This window comes from Pseudomonas inefficax (genome assembly GCF_900277125.1).
GTDB lineage: Bacteria > Pseudomonadota > Gammaproteobacteria > Pseudomonadales > Pseudomonadaceae > Aquipseudomonas > Aquipseudomonas inefficax.
This window is the reverse complement of sequence record NZ_OPYN01000187.1, coordinates 136,884-155,557: the sequence shown is the minus strand read 5'-3', so window position 1 is coordinate 155,557 and position 18,674 is coordinate 136,884. Positions and strand designations below refer to the sequence as shown.

At 64.5% G+C, this 18,674-nt stretch carries 20 protein-coding genes; 8 read left to right on the top strand and 12 right to left on the bottom strand.

The features are described from left to right. Positions 1-104 precede the first annotated feature (104 nt). The gene (locus tag JV551A3_RS23515) at positions 105-524 is read right to left on the bottom strand and encodes a YbaN family protein (RefSeq protein ID WP_166674294.1); all 420 of its coding nucleotides are present in this window, start codon (positions 522-524) and stop codon (positions 105-107) included. Further along, positions 478-1,065 (bottom strand): YecA/YgfB family protein, encoded by a 588-nt coding sequence (locus JV551A3_RS23510; protein WP_133974549.1) that lies wholly within the window; start codon positions 1,063-1,065, stop codon positions 478-480. The genes JV551A3_RS23515 and JV551A3_RS23510 overlap by 47 nt, the downstream gene beginning before the upstream one ends. A gap of 246 nt (positions 1,066-1,311) precedes the next feature. Here JV551A3_RS23510 and recQ point away from each other — a divergent pair, with 246 nt between their 5' ends. Together recQ and JV551A3_RS23495 are read left to right on the top strand one after the other, a co-directional pair. Further along, complete coding sequence (recQ, locus tag JV551A3_RS23500; RefSeq protein WP_133974547.1) at positions 1,312-3,459, top strand: DNA helicase RecQ; 2,148 nt, start codon at positions 1,312-1,314, stop codon at positions 3,457-3,459. A gap of 150 nt (positions 3,460-3,609) precedes the next feature. Beyond that, the gene (locus JV551A3_RS23495; RefSeq protein ID WP_013973685.1) at positions 3,610-4,047 is read left to right on the top strand and encodes a MarR family transcriptional regulator; all 438 of its coding nucleotides are present in this window, start codon (positions 3,610-3,612) and stop codon (positions 4,045-4,047) included. Positions 4,048-4,163: 116 nt separating this feature from the next. On the opposite strand, the gene JV551A3_RS23490 is transcribed toward JV551A3_RS23495, so the two are convergent. Beyond that, positions 4,164-6,350: a patatin-like phospholipase family protein gene (locus JV551A3_RS23490; protein ID WP_133974545.1), complete on the bottom strand. Its 2,187-nt coding sequence runs from the start codon at positions 6,348-6,350 to the stop codon at positions 4,164-4,166. Positions 6,351-6,417: 67 nt separating this feature from the next. On the opposite strand from JV551A3_RS23490, the gene JV551A3_RS23485 reads away from it, so the two are divergent. Beyond that, a complete protein-coding gene (locus tag JV551A3_RS23485) occupies positions 6,418-6,699 on the top strand; it encodes an Rdx family protein (RefSeq protein WP_133974543.1) in 282 nt (93 codons plus the stop codon). Position 6,700: 1 nt separating this feature from the next. On the opposite strand, the gene JV551A3_RS23480 is transcribed toward JV551A3_RS23485, so the two are convergent. Both JV551A3_RS23480 and JV551A3_RS23475 read right to left on the bottom strand, forming a co-directional pair. After that, the gene (locus JV551A3_RS23480) at positions 6,701-7,591 is read right to left on the bottom strand and encodes a DMT family transporter (protein WP_133974541.1); all 891 of its coding nucleotides are present in this window, start codon (positions 7,589-7,591) and stop codon (positions 6,701-6,703) included. 178 nt (positions 7,592-7,769) lie between these two features. Next, positions 7,770-8,543: a helix-turn-helix transcriptional regulator gene (locus tag JV551A3_RS23475; RefSeq protein WP_133974537.1), complete on the bottom strand. Its 774-nt coding sequence runs from the start codon at positions 8,541-8,543 to the stop codon at positions 7,770-7,772. Between the two features lie 131 nt (positions 8,544-8,674). Between JV551A3_RS23475 and JV551A3_RS23470 the strand changes: the two genes are divergently transcribed. Beyond that, positions 8,675-9,487 carry a UDP-2,3-diacylglucosamine diphosphatase gene (locus tag JV551A3_RS23470; protein WP_133974535.1) on the top strand — a complete coding sequence of 271 codons (813 nt, stop codon included), beginning with the start codon at positions 8,675-8,677 and terminating at the stop codon, positions 9,485-9,487. A gap of 130 nt (positions 9,488-9,617) precedes the next feature. Here JV551A3_RS23470 and JV551A3_RS23460 read toward each other — a convergent pair whose 3' ends face one another. After that, positions 9,618-9,929, bottom strand: coding sequence for an Mpo1-like protein (locus tag JV551A3_RS23460; RefSeq protein WP_133974531.1), 312 nt, complete (start codon positions 9,927-9,929; stop codon positions 9,618-9,620). A 153-nt stretch (positions 9,930-10,082) separates the two neighbouring features. On the opposite strand from JV551A3_RS23460, the gene JV551A3_RS23455 reads away from it, so the two are divergent. After that, entirely contained in the window at positions 10,083-11,144 is a 1,062-nt protein-coding gene (locus JV551A3_RS23455; RefSeq protein WP_133974529.1) for an AraC family transcriptional regulator, read from the top strand. Here the strand turns inward: JV551A3_RS23455 and JV551A3_RS23450 are convergent. Further along, entirely contained in the window at positions 11,101-12,555 is a 1,455-nt protein-coding gene (locus JV551A3_RS23450; RefSeq protein WP_133974527.1) for a TrkH family potassium uptake protein, read from the bottom strand. The two genes, JV551A3_RS23455 and JV551A3_RS23450, sit on opposite strands and share 44 nt — an antisense overlap. A 102-nt stretch (positions 12,556-12,657) precedes the next feature. Here JV551A3_RS23450 and JV551A3_RS23445 point away from each other — a divergent pair, with 102 nt between their 5' ends. Then, a complete protein-coding gene (locus tag JV551A3_RS23445) occupies positions 12,658-13,215 on the top strand; it encodes a nitroreductase family protein (protein ID WP_133974525.1) in 558 nt (185 codons plus the stop codon). A 145-nt stretch (positions 13,216-13,360) separates the two neighbouring features. On the opposite strand, the gene JV551A3_RS23440 is transcribed toward JV551A3_RS23445, so the two are convergent. The 5 genes from JV551A3_RS23440 to JV551A3_RS23415 all read right to left on the bottom strand — a co-directional run bounded on the left by JV551A3_RS23440 (position 13,361) and on the right by JV551A3_RS23415 (position 17,057). After that, the gene (locus JV551A3_RS23440) at positions 13,361-14,701 is read right to left on the bottom strand and encodes a sensor histidine kinase (protein WP_133974523.1); all 1,341 of its coding nucleotides are present in this window, start codon (positions 14,699-14,701) and stop codon (positions 13,361-13,363) included. Positions 14,702-14,761: 60 nt separating this feature from the next. Beyond that, positions 14,762-15,178 carry a Spy/CpxP family protein refolding chaperone gene (locus JV551A3_RS23435; protein ID WP_112253174.1) on the bottom strand — a complete coding sequence of 139 codons (417 nt, stop codon included), beginning with the start codon at positions 15,176-15,178 and terminating at the stop codon, positions 14,762-14,764. 101 nt (positions 15,179-15,279) lie between these two features. Next, positions 15,280-15,957 carry a response regulator transcription factor gene (locus JV551A3_RS23430; RefSeq protein ID WP_112253173.1) on the bottom strand — a complete coding sequence of 226 codons (678 nt, stop codon included), beginning with the start codon at positions 15,955-15,957 and terminating at the stop codon, positions 15,280-15,282. 205 nt (positions 15,958-16,162) lie between these two features. Next, positions 16,163-16,462: a YciI family protein gene (locus JV551A3_RS23420; RefSeq protein WP_012273585.1), complete on the bottom strand. Its 300-nt coding sequence runs from the start codon at positions 16,460-16,462 to the stop codon at positions 16,163-16,165. 1 nt (position 16,463) lies between these two features. Beyond that, positions 16,464-17,057, bottom strand: a complete 594-nt coding sequence (locus JV551A3_RS23415) for a septation protein A (RefSeq protein WP_133974521.1) — start codon at positions 17,055-17,057, stop codon at positions 16,464-16,466. Between the two features lie 67 nt (positions 17,058-17,124). On the opposite strand from JV551A3_RS23415, the gene JV551A3_RS23410 reads away from it, so the two are divergent. Beyond that, positions 17,125-17,985: a PHP domain-containing protein gene (locus JV551A3_RS23410; RefSeq protein ID WP_023661025.1), complete on the top strand. Its 861-nt coding sequence runs from the start codon at positions 17,125-17,127 to the stop codon at positions 17,983-17,985. Positions 17,986-17,998: 13 nt separating this feature from the next. Continuing rightward, complete coding sequence (locus tag JV551A3_RS23405; protein ID WP_112253257.1) at positions 17,999-18,628, top strand: L-threonylcarbamoyladenylate synthase; 630 nt, start codon at positions 17,999-18,001, stop codon at positions 18,626-18,628. The last annotated feature ends 46 nt before the right edge of the window (positions 18,629-18,674 follow it).

The following is an 18,674-nucleotide window of genomic DNA, read 5'->3' as shown; positions in this document are numbered from 1 at the left end:
AAACCTGTAAGCCAAGTAATACGTGGCTTCCACAGAGTTCCAGAATTATTTCGGATAAGTAGGATAAAAGTTAGGCGAAGTTGATATTTGGCGACAAAATATTGTCACTTTGGCTTGCGCAGGGTTTTCTGGCTGAGGATATACAGGCTTACCAGCACGGCACTGGCCAACATGAAGGTGCGCGCCCAGAACAGGGGGACCAGATAGCACGACAGGCCGATGCTGGCCCACATCAGGCCGATGGCGTAGACCTTGCCCTTGAGGGGGATACCTTCACCACTGAGGTAGTCACGGATCCATGGCCCGAGCTTCGGGTGATGGACCAGCCAGTGGTGAAAGCGCGGCGAGCTGCGGGCAAAGCAGGCGGCCGCCAACAGCAGGAACGGGGTGGTGGGCAGTACCGGCAGGAATATCCCCAACACCCCCAACGCGACGCTGAGCCAGCCGGTGGCCAGCAGCAGGTAGCGCACAGGCGTCTTAGTGGTGGCGTGGCTTGAGCAGCGCCGGCTTTTCGTCAGGGGCATGCAGCAGCAGGAACAGCGCCGTCAGCGCTTCGGGGATCTGTACGATCATGTCGTCCTGCAGGTTGGCGTTGCTGGCGATGTCGGCGAACTCCGGCTGCTCGTCGAACAGGCCCGAGCCGACCATGATCGGCAGCAGCATCTCGCTGACTTCTTCTTCGGCGTTCTCGAACCAGGCCTCTTCACGCAGGAATACGCCTTCCATGAAGCCGATGCACCAGCCGCGCAGGTCGGAATCGTCCGGTTCGTCGGTCAGGTCGAGGTCGCACGGCAGCTCGAACTCGTCGTCGCTGGCCAGCTGGCGGGCGATGTGTGCCTTGAGCGCCACCAGGGTGGCCTCGATCTCGGTGCGCTGAGCGTCGCTGGCGTAGTGCGGCTCTTCGGCGAACAGGGCGTCGATCCACTCGCGCTCGGGCACGTCCTCTGCATTGATCGACAGGGCGGTGAGGTAGCCGTGGGCGGCGACGTAGTCCAGAGCTTCTTCGTGCAGCTCGTCGGCGTCGAGGAAGGCTTGCAGGCGGGTCAGTTGCTCGGCGAAGGACATTACAGGGCTACCTTGGGGAATAAACGATAACGAATTCTAGCACCTTGCGACGGCGGCGGGGCAAAGGGAACGTCTATCGCAGTGGTGCCCTGCGCGGGGCGGTGCTGCGGTATACTCCGCGATTTTTCATCCAGGGGCAGGTTTTGCCGGCTGCCTGGCAAAAACCGCTTACGCATTTGGCGTGTGCGGGGCGGGTTTTTCGTCCAGCCTGTATCCGGGATGGTACGGCGATTTGTGGAGTTGCACATGCTCGAACAGGCTCAGCGCGTTCTCAAGGACGTCTTCGGCTACGACAGTTTCCGCGGGCGCCAGGCAGCGATCATCGACTGCGTGGCCAATGGCGGCGATGCCCTGGTGCTGATGCCCACCGGCGGCGGCAAGTCGCTGTGTTTCCAGGTGCCGGGGCTGCTGCGCCCGGGCCTGACGGTGGTGGTCTCGCCATTGATTGCGCTGATGGACGACCAGGTCGCCACGCTCGATGAACTGGGTGTGCCGGCCGCCGCGCTGAACTCCACGCTGACCCCGGAACAGCAGCGTGACCTGGCCGGGCGCTTGCGCCGTGGCGAAGTGAAGATGCTGTACCTGGCCCCCGAGCGGCTGGTGCAGCCGCGCATGCTCGACTTCCTGCGCGACCTGGATATCTCGCTGTTCGCCATCGACGAGGCCCACTGCGTGTCGCAATGGGGCCACGATTTCCGCCCCGAATACCTGCAACTGGGCCAGTTGGCCGAGCTGTTCCCGCATGTGCCGCGCATCGCGCTGACCGCCACCGCCGACATGCGCACCCGCGAAGAGATCGTCCAGCGCCTGCACCTGCAAGGCGCCGAACGCTTCCTGTCGAGTTTCGACCGGCCCAACATCTTCTACCGCATCGTGCCCAAGGAGGCGCCGCGCAAGCAGCTGATGGCCTTCCTCGGCGAGCGCCGCGGCAACGCCGGCATCGTCTATTGCCTGTCCCGCAAGAAGGTCGACGAAACCGCTGCCTTCCTCTGCGATCAGGGCTTCCCGGCGCTGCCGTATCATGCCGGCCTGGCTGCCGAGACGCGTGCGGCCAACCAGCACCGCTTCCTCAACGAGGAAGGGCTGATCATGGTCGCCACCATCGCCTTCGGCATGGGTATCGACAAGCCCAACGTGCGCTTTGTCGCCCACCTTGACCTGCCCAAGTCGCTCGAGGCGTACTACCAGGAGACTGGCCGCGCCGGCCGTGACGGGCTGCCGTCCGATGCCTGGATGGCCTACGGCCTGCAGGACATGGTCATGCTCAAGCAGATGCTGCAGAACTCCGAAGGTGACGAGCGCCACAAGCGCATCGAGCAGCACAAGCTCGACGCCATGCTGGCCCTGTGCGAAGAAACCCGCTGCCGCCGCCAGTCACTGCTGGCCTATTTCGACGAAACGCTCGAGCAACCGTGCGGGCACTGTGACAACTGTGTCGACCAGGTGCAGACCTGGGATGCCACCGAGCCTGCCCGCCAGGCGCTGTCGGCGGTGTTCCGCACCGGCCAGCGCTACGGTGTCGGTCACCTGGTCGATGTGCTGCTGGGCAAGGACACCGAGAAGGTGCGCAATTTCGGCCACGAAAAACTCTCGGTGTTTGGCGTCGGCAAGGGGCTGGCCGAGGTCGAGTGGCGTTCGCTGTTCCGTCAGCTGGTGGCGCGCGGTCTGGTCGACATCGACCTGGAAGGCTACGGTGGCCTGCGCCTGTCCGACAGCTGCCGGCCGCTGCTGCGTGGCGAGGTGACCCTGCAGCTGCGCCGTGACCTCAAGCCACAGACCACCGCCAGGACTTCTTCGTCCAGTGGCGGCAGCCCGGCCAGCCAACTGGTGCGTGCCGAAGAGCGCGAGCTGTGGGAGGCACTGCGTACCCTGCGGCGCAAGCTGGCCGAAGAACACAGTGTGCCGCCCTATGTCATCTTCCCCGACTCGACGCTGCTGGAGATGCTGCGCAGCCAGCCGGTCAGCCTCAGCGACATGGCCCAGGTCAGCGGCGTGGGGGCGCGCAAGCTGGAGCGTTATGGCCAGGCCTTCCTCGAGGTGCTGAACAACAGCGGCGGCACCGACGAAGCACCGAAAGTGGTGCTCGACCTGCGCCACGAACTGATCAGCCTGGCCCGCGCCGGCATGACTCCGGCGCAGATCGCCGGCCAGCTCAACTGCAGCGAGAAGAATGTCTACAGCCTGCTGGCCGAGGCGCTGGGCCGCCAGGAATTGAGCCTGGAACAGGCCCTGGACCTGCCGGAAGACCTGATGATGGAGGTGCAGGATGCCTTCCTCGATGGCGAGGGCGAGTTGCCACCAGTGTCGGCGATTGCGCCGCTGTTCGGGGCACGGGTGCCGGAGGGCGTGCTGTACTGCGTGCGGGCTGCGCTGGCGGCCGAGTTCGAACTGTAAGTGACGACAGGTTCGAAGGCAGAACTGCCATCTGCTGACCTTTGTCATGTTTTTTGACGATTATCGGATATTCCAGGGTGCCCGAGCCTTGCCTCGTGGGGCGGGGCATGGTTAGCTGCCTAATAATTAGATCTGTTCAATGAGTTGCTTATGCCCCTGACCGACAACCAACACCGCTTCGGCATGCAGCTGGCCCAGATGTCCCGGGGTTGGCGTGCCGAGCTGGACCGCCGCCTGGCCGGGCTCAACCTGTCCCAGGCGCGCTGGCTGGTGTTGCTGCACCTGGCCCGTTTCGAAGAGGCCCCGACCCAGCGTGAGCTGGCCCAGAGCGTGGGCGTCGAAGGCCCGACCCTGGCGCGCCTGCTCGACAGCCTGGAGGCGCAGGGGCTGGTACGTCGGCAGGCAGTGCTGGAGGACCGGCGGGCGAAGAAGATCGTGCTGTGCCCGCCGGCCAAGCCACTGATCGACCAGATCGAGACTATTGCCAATCAGTTGCGGGTCGAGCTGTTCACTGGCGTGGATGAAGCGGAGCTACAGGTGTGCATGCGGGTGCATGCCAAGATCCTGGCCAACCTCGAAAAATCCTGAGGGGCCCTGGGGCCGCTTTGCGGCCCATCGCGACACAAGGCCGCTCCTACAGGGGATCGCGTACTCCTGTAGGAGCGGCCTTGTGTCGCGATGGGCTGCAAGGCAGCCCCGACGGTTCAGAAGGTATGCCCCAGGTTCAGGTACACCGCCTGCTCATGCGCACTGTTGGCCCCGTAGCTCAGGTTCAACGGCCCCAGCGGCGTCTCCAGCCCCAGGAAGATGCTCGCCGCGTTGATGTAGCCACTGTCGAACTCGTTATCGTTGTTCCAAGCCCGCCCTCGCTCAAGCGACCCTCCGATGTACAGCGGGAAGTCCAGCGGCACGTAGGCCCGTGGCGTCAGGCGGCGGTAGTAGACCATGCGCATCAGGCTCACGTTCTGCCCCGATACCGAATCCTGGCGGAAGCCTGAAAGCTCCCGCGCGCCACCCAGCACGAAGCTCGAAGTCACCACCTCGGTATCATCCAGCGTGCGCCCGTAGCGCCCGCCCAGCACGAAGGTGTTCGGCCCGCTGCTGATGGCCTTGTCCAGGTTGAACATCCACTGCCGGTAATCCTGGTCGGAATCCAGCGACTGGTCATACTTGCGCAAGGTCAGGCCGATATCTTCGCCGCGGTGCGGGAAGTACACATTGTCGAGGGTGTCGAACGAGTACTTCAGCTCGTAGAAACCTTCGTTGAAACTGACCTTGGGCAGGTCCTGGTCGCCGATGCGCACCTCGGCTTCGCCCCAGGCCTTGCCCACGCCCAGGCGCACTTCACCGTTGGTGCCGATCTGCCGCCCCAGGTTCAGGCCGAAGCCGTAGCGCTCCAGGCGATACTCGGCCACTGGGTCGTTGTCCAGGGTGGCTTCGATGTTCTGCGAGCCGAAGTCCAGATACGGTGCGATGAAATAGCGCGAGCCCACATCCAGCGGCTGGTAGAACTCGCTGTACAGCTCCTGCTGGTCGCCGATCTGGCCACGGGTCAGCCATTCGGCGCCGAGGCTGTTGATGCCGTTGACCCGGTAGCTGGCACCCAGGTTGAAGGCACTGTCGCCGCGCAGGTCGTCCGACAGGTTCAGGCCCAGGCGCAGGTAGTCGGTGCCACCGCGTCGGCCACGGGCATTGATCACCAAGGTGTTGTCGTCGCCCTTGTGCACCACGCGGTACTGTACCCGGTCGAAGTAGTCCAGGCCGTACAGCGTGCCCATGTCGGTCTGCAGGCGGCCGAGCTCCAGCGGCGCATCGATCGGTTGGCGAATGTACGAGCGGATGACCTCGTCGCTGACCTTGGAGTCGTTCTCGATCTTGATTGCGGTGATCGTCGGCGTGCGCTGGCGCGGCGAGCGGGCCACGGCCAGGTTGTTGTCACCTTCGGGCTGGCGCAGGGCGGCAAGGCGCGGGTCGAGCAGGCGGGTGGCGCGGTAGCCGGCCTCGATCATTTCTTTGGCGCGGCCAAAATCGGTCACGCCGAAGGCAGTCAGCGGTGGCTGGATGAGGATGTCATCGCGGTGCAGGCTGGCCAGTTGTTCTTCCGAGTTGCGCCGGGTCATCAGGGTGATCGACTGGTTGAGCACGTCGACCACCGTGGCCAGCTGCTTGCGGTCACGCAGCGGGGTGCCGATGTCGACCACGATGGCCAGGTCCACACCCATTTCACGGGCGACGTCCACCGGGATGTTGTCGACCATGCCGCCGTCCACCAGTAGCCGGCCGTCCAGCTCGACCGGGGCGAACACCGCCGGGATCGACATGCTGGCGCGGATCACCTGGGGCAGGTGGCCACGGCGGAATACCACCTTTTCGCCACTGGCGATATCGGTGGCCACGGCGCGGAAGGGGATGGGCAGCTTGTCGAAGTCACGGGTATCGGCGGTGTGCGCCAGCTTGCTTTCCAGCAGCAGCGCCAGGTTCTGGCCCTGGATCACGCCCAGCGGCAGGCCCAGGCTGCCGTCGTCGCGAAAACTGAGCTTCTGCTTGACCAGGAAGTCGCGGTCATCCTGCTTGCGCCGGAACGGCACATCCTTGCGCGGCGGGGCGTCGGACAGCGCCTGTTGCCAGTCGAGGGTGGTGGCGAGCTTTTCCAGCTCTTCGACGCTGTAGCCCGAGGCATACAGGCCGCCGACCACGGCCCCCATGCTGGTGCCGGCGATGGCGTCGATGCGCACACCCTGTTCCTCCAGGGCCTTGAGCACACCAATGTGGGCCAGGCCACGGGCCGCGCCCCCCGACAACACCAGGCCAACCTTGGGCCTGGCGGCTTCGGCGGCGAATACCGTGAGGGAGGTGAGGGTGAGCAGGAAACAGAACAGCAAACGGCGCATCGTGAGTCTCAAACCGTGGGCTAAAGACCGCTAGTATAAGCGGCCCCTCACCTGGAGATGTCTCACCATGGCCGACAGCAAACCGGAAATCGTCATCACATATTGCACCCAGTGCCAATGGCTGCTGCGTGCCGCCTGGCTGGCCCAAGAACTGCTCAGCACCTTTACCGACGACCTTGGCCGCGTGGCACTGGAGCCTGGCACCGGCGGTATCTTCCGCATCACCTGCAATGGCGTGCAGGTCTGGGAGCGCAAGGCCGATGGTGGCTTCCCCGAGGCCAAGGTACTGAAGCAGCGGGTTCGCGACCAGATCGACCCGCAGCGTGACCTGGGCCACAACGACCGCTGAATCAGGCGCCCTCGGCCAGCGGCCGCTGCCTGGGCGGTTGTTCGGCAGCCAGGCGGCTGGACAGTACGATGGCGAAGATGATCAGTGCGCCGCCCAGCAGCATGCGCAGGGTGGGGGTTTCGGCGAACACCACCCAGGCCACGGCGATGCCATAGACCGGCTCCATGCCGAACACCACGGCGGCGGTGCGCGCCTTGATCACCGACAGGCTGGCGACGAACAGGCTGTGTGCCACGCCGGTGCAGAAGATGCCGAGCAGGGCGATCCACAGCCAGTCCTTGGTGGTTACGCCAGCCAGGCCCGGTGCCGCGAACGGCAGCAGGCACAGGCCCACCACCAGGTTCTGCCACAGTGCCGCCTGCACCGCAGGCAAGCGGCCGGAGCCAGCGCGGTTGGTGAGTGACAGCAGGGAGAACAGCAGCCCCGACAGCAATGACCAGAGCAGGCCACCGGTGGCTTCACTTGCCAGGTCGAATGCCGGCGTGACCAGTACCAGGCCGATGCTGACTAGCAGTACCAGCAAAGCCTCGTTGCGGCGGATGCGTTCGCGGAACAGCAGGCCCTCGAGGATTACGGTAAAGGCCGGGAAGCTGGCGAAGCCGAGGGTGGCGATGGCCACGCCGGCAACCTTTACCGCGATGAAGAAGCTGACCCAGTGCCCGGCCAGCAGTACGCCGCCGAGCAGCAGGCGGCGGACGTCCTGACCGCTCAGGCGTTGCCAGCCCGGCCCGGCCAGGCTGGCGAACAGGGCCAGGGCGAGCACGGCGAAGGCGGCGCGGCCGAAGACGATGATCGCCGGGCTGGCGCTGGCGGCCAGTTTGCCGAAGACGCCGGTAAGGCCGAAGAACAGCGCGCCGATATGCAGGGCGCCGAGGGCGGTACGGTGGTTCATGGGTGGTCCTTGCTCAAGATCTCTACTGGCTGTGCCGGCCTCTTCGCGGGTAAACCCGCTCCCACAGGTACTGCACAGGTTTCGCAAGCGGCGCGATATCTGTGGGAGCGGGTTTACCCGCGAAGAGGCCGGCACAGGCAAAGTGTAAAGGTTCAGGCCAACACATTCTGTCGCCAGACTAGTGTGCCTTGTCGCCCGACTCTCGCCGCAAAGCCAACGGCGTACACCCGAACGCCCGCAACATCGCCGCCGAAAACGCGCTCTGCGAGCCGTACCCCACCTGCGCAGCAATCTCCCCCATCGGCAGCAAGGTCTGCATCACCAGCCGTCGCGCCTTGAGCAAGCGCCGCTGGCGAATGTAGTCCATTGGCGTCATCCCGCACTCCGCTGTGAAGCGCGCATGCAGGCGGGCGCTGGACAACCCGGCGATGCGCGCCAGGTCAGCCACTTGCAGCGGATAGGCGGCATGCTGCTCGATATGCGCATCGAAGGCTGCATAAGGCAGACGCTGGCTGGCCGTGACGCTGGCTGCCACCGTGGGGTTGAGGCTGGCCAGCAGCAGCGCTGCCCCTTGCCGGGCAATCAGCGGGTCGTGCATGGGGCTGGTCGCCAGCCAGTCCACCAACTGTTGCTGGCGTTCATCCAGGCCCAGGGCGGCAGGGCGGTCGAGCAGGCGACGGCTGGCATCGGCATGTTCGCCCAGTTGCTCGCGCAACCAGTGGTCCCCTGGTACATCCAGCACCAGGCAATCGCTGCCGCCATCGCTGGCGCAGGTGTGGTGGGCGCCCGCCGGTACCACGATCAGCCCCTGTCGATCGATCCCGGCGCCATGCCCCTGCACCTCGAACTCCAGGCGACCGCGCAGGCCAAACACCAGTTGCGGGTGTTCGTGGCTGTGGGCGATCAGGCTGTCGCGGTAATGGCGCAGCGAGAGGATCGGGCCGGCGCTCATGGGGAAAGATGTCCTCACAGGGTAGAAACGCATTGTGCCTCATTCCCTGCAGTCCATCACTCGTAACGGTTTTGCCACTGCGCTGTCATCCGCGCCTGCCAGTCTCCAGCAAACCGCGCCGGAGCCTGCCCATGACCCATGCCGAACTGTCCCGTCCCTCGCGCAAGCAACGCGTGCGTACCCTGTGGATTTCCGATGTGCATCTGGGCACCCGCGACTGCCAGGCCGAACACCTGTCGCAGTTCCTCAAGGGCTACCAGGCCGACCGCATCTACCTGGTGGGCGATATCATCGATGGCTGGAAGCTGCGCGGCGGAATCTACTGGCCTCAAGCTCACACCAACGTGATCCGCCGCCTGCTGACCATGAGCAAGCGGGGCACCGAGGTGATCTACGTCACCGGCAACCATGACGAATTCTTGCGCCGTTACTCCAGGCTGATCCTCGGCAACATCCAGTTGGTGGACGAGGCCGAGCACCTGACGGCCGATGGCCGCCGCCTGCTGGTGATCCATGGCGACCAGTTCGATGTAATCACCCGTTACCACCGCTGGCTGGCGTTCCTCGGTGACCGTGCCTACGAGTTCACCCTGGTGCTCAACCGCTGGCTCAACCACTGGCGTGCCCGCTATGGATACGGCTATTGGTCACTGTCGGCGTACCTGAAGCACAAGGTCAAGGGCGCGGTGAACTTCATCAGCGACTTCGAGGATGCCATTGCCCACGAGTGCACCCGCCGTGGTTTTCATGGGGTGGTGTGTGGGCATATCCATCATGCCGAGATTCGCCAGGTGGGGGAGGTGGAGTACCTCAATTGCGGGGATTGGGTGGAGTCGTGCACGGCGCTGATCGAGCATTGGGATGGCACGATCGAGCTGTACCGTTTCGCCGAGGCGCAGGCGCGGGAAGCGCAGGCAGCGGCGGCGGTGCGCGAACTGGCTTAGGGCTTGATGGCCCTGGGGGCTGCCTTGCAGCCCATCGCGACACAAGGCCGCTCCCACAACGACCAAGTTTAAGCGGTCGTTGTGGGAGCGGCCTTGTGTCGCGAAAGGGCCGCAACGCGGCCCCAAAAATCTAAAGGTTGATCTTGCCCAGCAGGATATCCCTGAACATCGCGAAATCCCCGATCAGGCTATACAGCGGATGGGTAAAGGTCGCAGGCCGGTTCTTTTCGAAAAAGAAATGCCCGACCCAGGCAAAGCCGTAGCCGAACACGGGCAAGGCCAGCAGCAGCAACCATTTGCCACTGCCGATGGTATAGGCCAGCAGGGCAATCACCAGGCTGGTGCCGACGAAGTGCAGGCGGCGGCAGGTGGGGTTGCTGTGCTCCCCCAGGTAGTAAGGGTAGAACTCGGCAAAACTGCGAAACTGCGCTGTGCTGTTCATGGCAGTGCTCCGGGATTAATACTTCTGGACAAGATGCACGGCGTGGAGCCTGATTCGAGTCTAGAGTGACTGGCGAGGCCTATCAGTGACAATAGGCGCCAATTGAATATCCTTGGGGTTCACCGCAGGAGCGGTCAGCATAAGATGCCTGTCATGAGCGAAAGAACCACGTCGGCCAGCTGGGCATCAGGGATCGTCAAGGCACTCGAACTGGAAGGGCTGGACTGCCGGGCCATGTTCAAGCAGCTGGGGCTGGACTTCGCAGCTCTCGACGACCCCGACGCGCGCTTCCCCCAGGACTCCATGACCCGGCTGTGGCAACTGGCGGTGGAACTGTCGGGCAACGAGGCCATAGGCCTGAACATGGCGAGGGTGGTGCGCCCGGCTTCGTTCCATGTGGTGGGTTATGCGTTGATGTCCAGCCGCACCCTGGCCGAAGGCTTCGAACGCCTGGTGCGTTACCAGCGCATCATCGCCGAAAGCTCCGACCTCAGCTTCGTCCTCGGCCCCGAGGGCTATTCGCTGATCCTGACCGTACACGGCGACCATCTGCCACCGACCCGGCACAGTGCCGAAGCGTCGCTGGCCTGCGCGCTGGCGCTGTGCAGCTGGCTCAGCGGTCGGCTGGTGCAACCGCGCCGGGTGCTGGTGCAGGGGCCGCAACCAAAGGACATCGAGCCGTACAAGGTGGCGTTCCACTCGCCGCTGGTGTTCGGTGCGCCGCACGATGCGTTGGTGTTCGAACGCGCCGACATGGAGGCACCGCTGCCCACGGCCAACGAAGCCATGGCCATCCTGCATGACCGCTTTGCTGGCGAATACCTGGCGCGTTTCTCGGAAAGCCGGGTCACCCATCGCGTGCGTCAGGTACTGTGCCGCATCCTGCCGCAAGGCGAACCCAAGCGCGAAACCCTGGCCCAGGCCCTGCACCTGTCGCAGCGCACCTTGCAACGGCGGCTGCAGGAAGAAGGCACCAGCTTCCAGACCTTGCTCGACGATACCCGCCGCGAACTGGCCGAACAGTACCTGGCGCAGCCAGGCATGACCCTGCTGGAAACCGCCTACCTGCTGGGTTTTGCCGACCCCAGCAACTTCTATCGGGCGTTCCGTCGCTGGTTCGATGCCACGCCCAGTGAATACCGCGCCCGCCTGGGTGCCGAGCCCGAGGTGGTCAGTGGCGCCAGAACGCCGGCATGCACAACACTAGCACGGTGATGATTTCCAATCGGCCGAGCAGCATGCCGCTGGCGAGAATCCACTTGGCAGCGTCCGGCAGCATGGCGTAGTTGCCCGACGGGCCGATCACTTCACCCAGGCCCGGGCCTACACCCGAGACCGTGCCGGCAGCGCCAGTCAGGGCGGTCATCCAGTCCACGCCAAGCAACGACAGCAGCAACGCCATGACGCAGATGGTGATGGCGAAGAAGAACGAGAAAGTCAGGATCGAACGCACGATTTCTTCGTCGAGGCGGTGGCCGTTGTACTTCTGCTTGATCACTGCGCGCGGGTGGATCAACTGGTTGAGGCTGGCCTTGAGCAGGATGTAGGCGACCTGGAAGCGGAAGATCTTGATGCCGCCTGCCGTCGAGCCGGAGCAGCCGCCGACGAAGCCCAGGTAGAAGAACAGCATCAGCGAAAAGTTGCCCCACAGGCTGTAGTCACCCAGGGCGAAGCCGGTGGTGGTGACCACCGAGGTCACGTTCAGCGCCACGTGGCGCAGGGCGTCCAGCCAGTGCAGGTTGGTGGTGGCCCAGTACCAGGTGCCAAGCACCAGCCAGGTGACCACCAGCATGCCCAGCAAACCTTGCACCTGCTGGTCGCGGATCAGTGCCTTGCGGTTGCCGCGCAGGGTCGCCACATAAAGGGTGAAGGGCAGGCTGCCGAGGATCATCACCACCACCGCGACCCAGTGCACGGCCGGGATATCCCACTTGGCCAGCGACTGGTCGGAGGTGGAAAACCCGCCAGTGGAAATCGCCGACATGGCGTGGTTGATAGCATCGAACGGGCTCATGCCGGCCCACCAGAAGCCCAGCGCGCCCAGGATAGAGAAGCCGACGTAAACACCCACGATCGACTTGGCGACCATGTGCGAGCGCGGCATGACCTTCTCCGAGCGGTCGGAAGATTCGGTCTGGAACAGGCGCATGCCACCGATGCGCAGCAGCGGCAGGATCGCTACCGCCATGCCGATGAAGCCGATGCCGCCGAGCCAGTGCAGCATCGAACGCCACATCAGGATGCCCGGCGACATGTTATCCAGCCCGCTGAGCACGGTGGCGCCGGTGGCGGTGATGCCCGACATGCTTTCGAAGAAGGCGTCGGTGTAGCTGATGTGCTGGGTCAGCAGGAACGGCAGGGCGGCGAACACACACACCACCAGCCAACTGCTGACGGTCAGCAGGTACATGTCGCGCGGGCGCAGGTGCACGTGTTCGGGGCGGCCCTGGAGCACCAGGGCCAGGCCGGCGATGAAGGTGATCAGGCTCGACCAGAGGAACGAGGGCATGTCACGGGTGCGTTCGAAGACCACCAGCGTAGCCATGGGCACGGCCATGCTGACGGCGAGGGTAATCAGGAAGATGCCGATGATGAAACCAATGATCCTTAAGGTCGGCAACGCCATGTGATCTGCTCTGACTCGAAACGGAAGGGCGCCATTCTACCTATGGGTCTGGTGATGTAAACGCTAGAATGGCGACACATTTATCTGCCAGGAGGGTAGCCGATGGAGGCTCTCGACGCATTGCTCAACCGTGTTTCCGTGCCACGCCTGACCGACCCGGCGCCCAATGCCGCCCAGCGCGAGGCACTGTTCCAGGCCGCCCTGCGCGCCCCGGACCACGGCCAGCTGCGGCCGTGGCGCTTTCTCACCATCGAAGGCCAGGGCCGCGAGAAGCTGGGTGAGCTGTTCGCCGAAGCGCTGCAGCACAGGGGGGATGCCAGCCAGGCTGCCCTGGACAAGGCCCGCGCCATGCCCCTGCGCGCGCCGTTGCTGATCGTGGTGGTTGCCAAGCTGCAGGACCATTTCAAGGTACCCAAGTCCGAGCAGCGGCTGGCGGCGGGCTGTGCGGCGCACGGCATCCTGATTGCTGCATATGCGCAAGGTATCGGTGCGGTATGGCGCACCGGGGACATGGCTTTTGATGCGCATGTGCACAAGGGCCTGGGGTTGGCCGGGAACGAGGAGCTGATCGGTTACCTGTACGTGGGGACGCCGCTGACCGAGCCGCGTACCGCGCCTATTCTGGAAACCGCTGATTTCGTCAGTGCCTGGGGCGAGTAACCTGGCCTTTGGCTGATTGCTGTATCAGGGCTGCTGGCCCTTTCGCGGGTAAACCCGCTCCCACAGGTGCGGCGTAAGTCTTGAGTCTTGCGTAGGTCCTGTGGGAGCGGGTTTACCCGCGAAGAGGCCAGAGGCCTTCACATCATCAGCTGCCGGTTGCCTCGGTCTCAGGCAACTCCAGCCGAGCTACAAATCCACCTTGTGGGTGATTGTCCAAAATCAGACTACCGCCATGCCGCTCCGCCGCCTTGCGTGCAATCGCCAGCCCCAGCCCATGCCCCGGCGCATCCTGCCCCGGCGCACGGAAGAACGGTTCCCCCAGCTGCGCCAGGTGTTCCGCCGCTGCCCCCGGCCCATGGTCACGCACGCTGATCACGATACGGTCCTGCTCGCGCACGGCGCCGACTTCGATCGGCTGGCCCTGCGGGTTGAAGCGCAGGGCGTTGCGCAGCAGGTTGTCCACGGCACGCTCGATCAGCGTTGGCCAACCCTGCAAGGTCAACCCCGGCTGTGCCTCCAGGCGCACGTCCTGCTCTGGTGCGCTAAGCTGGGCGTCCTTGCGCACGCTGCCGAGCAGGGCGTTGAGGTCGACCGGCTCGGCATGCGCCTGTTCGGCATCGACCCGCGCCAGGGCGAGGATTTCGCTGATCAGGTCCTCAAGGCGGTCGCATTCGCGGGTCAGGCGTGGCCACAGCGCCTCGCGCTGCTCAGGCTCGGCACGCTCGGCCAAGGCCAGGGCGATACGCAGCCGGGCCAGCGGTGAGCGCAGTTCATGGGAAACATCGCGCAGCAACTGGCGCTGGCTGCCGATGGTGCTTTGCAGGCGCGCGCCCATCTTGTTGAAGTCCTTGGCCAGCACACCGAACTCGTCACGCCGCGCTGCCAGCCGCGCCAGGCTGTTCTGCTGGTAGGTGGTCTGGCCCAGGTCATGCACGGCGCTGCGCAGGCGGCTTAACGGGCGGGTGATGGACAGGGTTACCAGCAGGCTGAACAGGGTCAGCACCACCAGCGCAATGCCCAGCGCACTGAGCGGCCACAACAGGCTTTCGCGGTGCCAGGCATCCAGCGCCGGGTGGGGTATGCGGTAGATCAGCAGGTACGTCTCACCGGTGTCGGGGCTGGTGTATTCCTCGGTCAGCCGGCGCCACGGCAGGCGCCGCTGGTCATTGTGCTGGCGTGCCTCGAAGGCCGCCGCACGGCGCGGGAAAGTGCCGGGCACCACGGCTTCGCCACTGTCGTCGAGCACCTGCACGTCGATCTTGTAGCGGTCCTTGCGCCGTTCCAGGAAGTGCTGTGCCGAAGCCAGGCCTTCCTGTTCGTAATGTTTGGCCCACTTGCTGGCCAGGGTATTCAGGCCCGGGTGGCGGCTGAGGATCCAGGCATCCTGGTTGAGCATATGGCCCAGCAGTATCGACAGGCCTGCAACCAGGGTGATGGCCAGCCAGAAACTGGCCAGGATGCGCCAGAACAGTGAACGCAAGTGCACCTCCTGCAAACAAGAAAAGCCCGGCTCGCACTGAGGCGGGCCGGGCATCGGGCTGACAGCTTACTGGGCCTTGTTGCCTTTTTCAGCTTTCCAGGCCTGGAACTCCTGCCACTCGGCTTTCTTTGCGGCGCGTTCCTTCTGCAGTTCGTCGAACTTCTTCTGCTGCTCAGGCTTGAGCAGGGCACGGACCGCGCCGTCGGTCTTGTCGCGGTTGGCCTGCAGTTCGTCTTTCATCGCCTTCTGGTCGGCGGCCGGCAGTTTGGACAGGTAGCGCTCGGTGATGTCGCGGCGCTGTTTCATCTGTTCGCCCATCAGCTTGCCGATCTGCTGGCGCTGGTCACGGCTCAGGTCCAGCTGGTGGAAAGGCGCATCACCGCGATGATGTGGGCCGTCGTGGCGCGGGCCGCCTTCAGGCATGGCCATGGCCACGGTCGGCAGGGCGGCGGCGAACATCAGGGCGATAAGGGTCTTGCGCATGGTGTCTCTCCTTTCATGGGCCGGTGGTTACCGGATGAGCACAGTCTAGGGAGATCACCGTCAAGCGCGGTCAGTGGATGGTAAAGGCTCGGTAAAGATGTTCAGAGGCAGTAGTAATAGCCACGGCTGCGCAGGGCGACGATGCGTGGCCGGCCATCGGCGTGGGGGCCGATCTTCTTGCGCAGGTTGCTGACGTGCATGTCCAGGCTGCGGTCGTACAGGGTCAGCTTGCGGCCCAGGCCGATCTGCGCCAGCTCCTGCTTGTCCAGCGGCTCGCCGGGTTGGCGCAGCAGCGCTTCGAGAATGCGGCTTTCGGACAGTGTCAGGGTCATTTCGCGGCCATCGATGCTGGCCACGCCACGGGCAGGGCTGTAGACCAGGTCGCCCAGTTCCACCTGGCTGGTGGTGGCGGTGGGGTGGCTGCGGCGCAGCACGGCACGCAGGCGAGCGGTGAGTTCACGCGGGTCGCAGGGTTTGGCCAGGTAGTCGTCGGCGCCCAGTTCCAGGCCGAGAATGCGGTCCAGCGGTTCGCCGCGGGCCGAGAGCATCAGCACCGGCAGTTCGGCATGCTCGCTGCGCAACTGCTTGAGCAGTTCCAGGCCGCTGCCGTCGGGCAGCATCACATCGAGCACCACGGCCGAAGGGGCGTGCGTTGCCAGGGCCTGGCGTGCGCTCTGGCCGTCGTGGCAGGCGCGCACGGTAAAACCTTCCTGGGTCAGCCAGCTGCCGAGCAGCTCGCACAGCTCCTGGTCATCATCTATCAGTAACAGCTCGCTCATGACTCACTCAATTCAACCATTGACGGCGGCTATTCGGCCCGCCAGTGGCAAAGATACCGCAGACTGATGGCAACAGTATAACTGCCGGTACCGCGTCGGCTTCTTCGCGGGCTTGCCCGCTCCCACAGGTAACCCACAAACCTCAGGACCTGTGATGTCCCTGTGGGAGCGGGCAAGCCCGCGAAGAAGCCGACGCGGTCTCAGATCAAGGCAGCACTTGCTTGAACGGCTTGACCACCACCTTGTCGTACACGCCCGCGGCAATGTAAGGGTCGGCATCGGCCCAGGCCTGCGCGGCGGCCAGGGATTCGAACTCGGCAACGATCAGGCTACCGCTGAAACCCGCTTCGCCAGGGTCGTTGCTGTCGATGGCCGGGTGCGGGCCGGCCAGTACCACGCGGCCCTCGGCCTTCAACTGCTGCAGGCGTTCGATGTGCGCCGGGCGGGCGGCCAGGCGCTTTTCCAGGGAGTTTGCGACGTCGCTGGCGATGATGGCGTAGAGCATGTCAATCCTTGGGTTTGGAGGTAGAAGGGTCGTCGTGCAGGTGGCGCGACAGGTACACGCCCTGCGCCACCAGGAACAGTACGGTCATGCCCAGGCTGCCGAACACCTTGAAGTCGACCCAGAAGTCCTGGAAGGTGAAGGCGACGAACAGGTTGGCCGCGCCGCAGAACAGGAAGAAGCCGATCCAGGCCAGGTTCAGGCGTGTCCAGATGGCATCGGGCAGGCTCAGGGCGTGGCCCATGATGCGTTTGATCAGCACCCGGTCGCCGATGAAGTGGCTACCGGCGAAGCCCAGGGCGAACAGCCAGTTCACCACCGGCGCCTTCCACTTCAGGAAGGTTTCGCTGTGGAAGGTCAGGGTCAGGCCACCGAACACCAGGCAGGCCACCAAGGTCAGCCACTGGCCCTTTTCCAGCTTGCGCTGGCGCAGGAACAGCGCGCCGTAGACCACCAGCGAGCTGATGATCAGCATGGCCGTGGCGCTGTAGATGCCGCCGAATTCGAAGCTGTGGCCGGCGACTTCCATGGGGCGCGGGTCTAGCTTGTAGACGATGAAGAACAGCAGCAGCGGGATGAAATCGATGAATTGTTTCACAATGGCAGCCAGAATCGGGATGTGACGGCATAATAACAAACATCGATTCCAGCGAAAGCGCTCCTCCATGAATGTTGATCTGCACTGTCACAGCACGGCCTCCGATGGCGCCCTGTCGCCCTCGATACTGGTCGCCCGGGCCCATGAGCATGGGGTGCAAACGCTGGCACTGACCGACCATGACACCATCGAAGGCCTGCCCGAGGCGCGCCAGGCGTGCCGCGACAAGGGCATGCACTGGGTCAGCGGGGTGGAGCTGTCGTGCACCTGGGGTGGCGCGACCATCCATGTGCTGGGTTACGACTTCCCGCTCGACGCGCCGCCCCTGCTGGCGGCGATCGAGGCGCTGCACCGTGGCCGCTGGCTGCGTGCCGAAGAAATCGACAAACGGCTGGCGGCCAAGGGCATGCCCGGTACCCTCGACGGCGCCCGCGCCGTGCAGCACGAACTGGGCGATAGCGGCAATGCTCCGGCGCGCCCGCATTTTGCCGAGTACCTGGTACGTGCCGGGCACGTCAAGGACCGCGGCGAGGCGTTTCGCAAATGGCTGGGGGCCGGCAAGCTGGGGGACGTCAAGCAGCACTGGCCGACCCTCGATGAAACCGTCGCCACCTTGCGCCAGTCCAACGCTTGGGTGAGCCTTGCGCATCCCATGCACTACGATCTGACCCGCAGCAAGCGCAGAAGGCTGATTGCCGACTATATTCAGGCAGGCGGGCAGGCACTTGAAGTGGTCAACGGGATGATGCCTGCCGAGCAGGTGGGCACCATGTCCATCCTCACCCGTGAGTTCGGCCTGCTGGCAAGCGCTGGCAGTGACTTCCACGGCCCCGGCACCTGGGGCGAGATCGGTGCCTACCGGCCTTTGCCCGAGGACCTGCCACCTCTGTGGCGCCGATTCAGCCATGAACAGCCTTTGGCGGTATGAACAGGACGACTACGTGAGCCAATTTTTCCAGATTCATGCGGAGAATCCGCAGGCGCGCCTGATCAAACAGGCCGTCGAGATCATCCGCAAGGGTGGCGTGGTGGTGTATCCGACCGACTCGGCCTATGCCCTGGGTTGCCAGATCGGTAACAAGGCGGCGATCGAGCGGGTGCGGCGCCTGCGCGGCCTGGACAAGACCCACAACTTCACCCTGATGTGCTGCGACATGTCGCAGCTGGGGTTGTATGCCAAGGTCGATACCGGCACCTTCCGCCTGCTCAAGGCCCATGTACCCGGGCCTTACACCTTCATCCTCAACGGCACCCGCGAGGTGCCGCGCCTGCTGCTGCATGAAAAGCGCCGAACCATCGGCCTGCGCGTGCCGGACCATGCCATCACCCTGGCGCTGCTGGCTGAACTGGGCGAGCCGCTGATGAGCGTGAGCCTGATCCTGCCGGGTGATGACGAGCCGATGACCGACCCTTACGAGATCCGCGAGCGCCTGGAGCATCATGTCGACCTGGTAATCGATGGCGGTTTCGGTGACCTCAAGGCATCGACCATCATCGACCTGTCCGGCGATGAACCGGAACTGGTCCGTGAAGGCTGTGGCGACCCCACGCCGTTCCTGGTCAGCGCGTGAGTCAGGTGGAAACACCCGAGGCACCGGCCGAGCAGGCCGAGGAGCC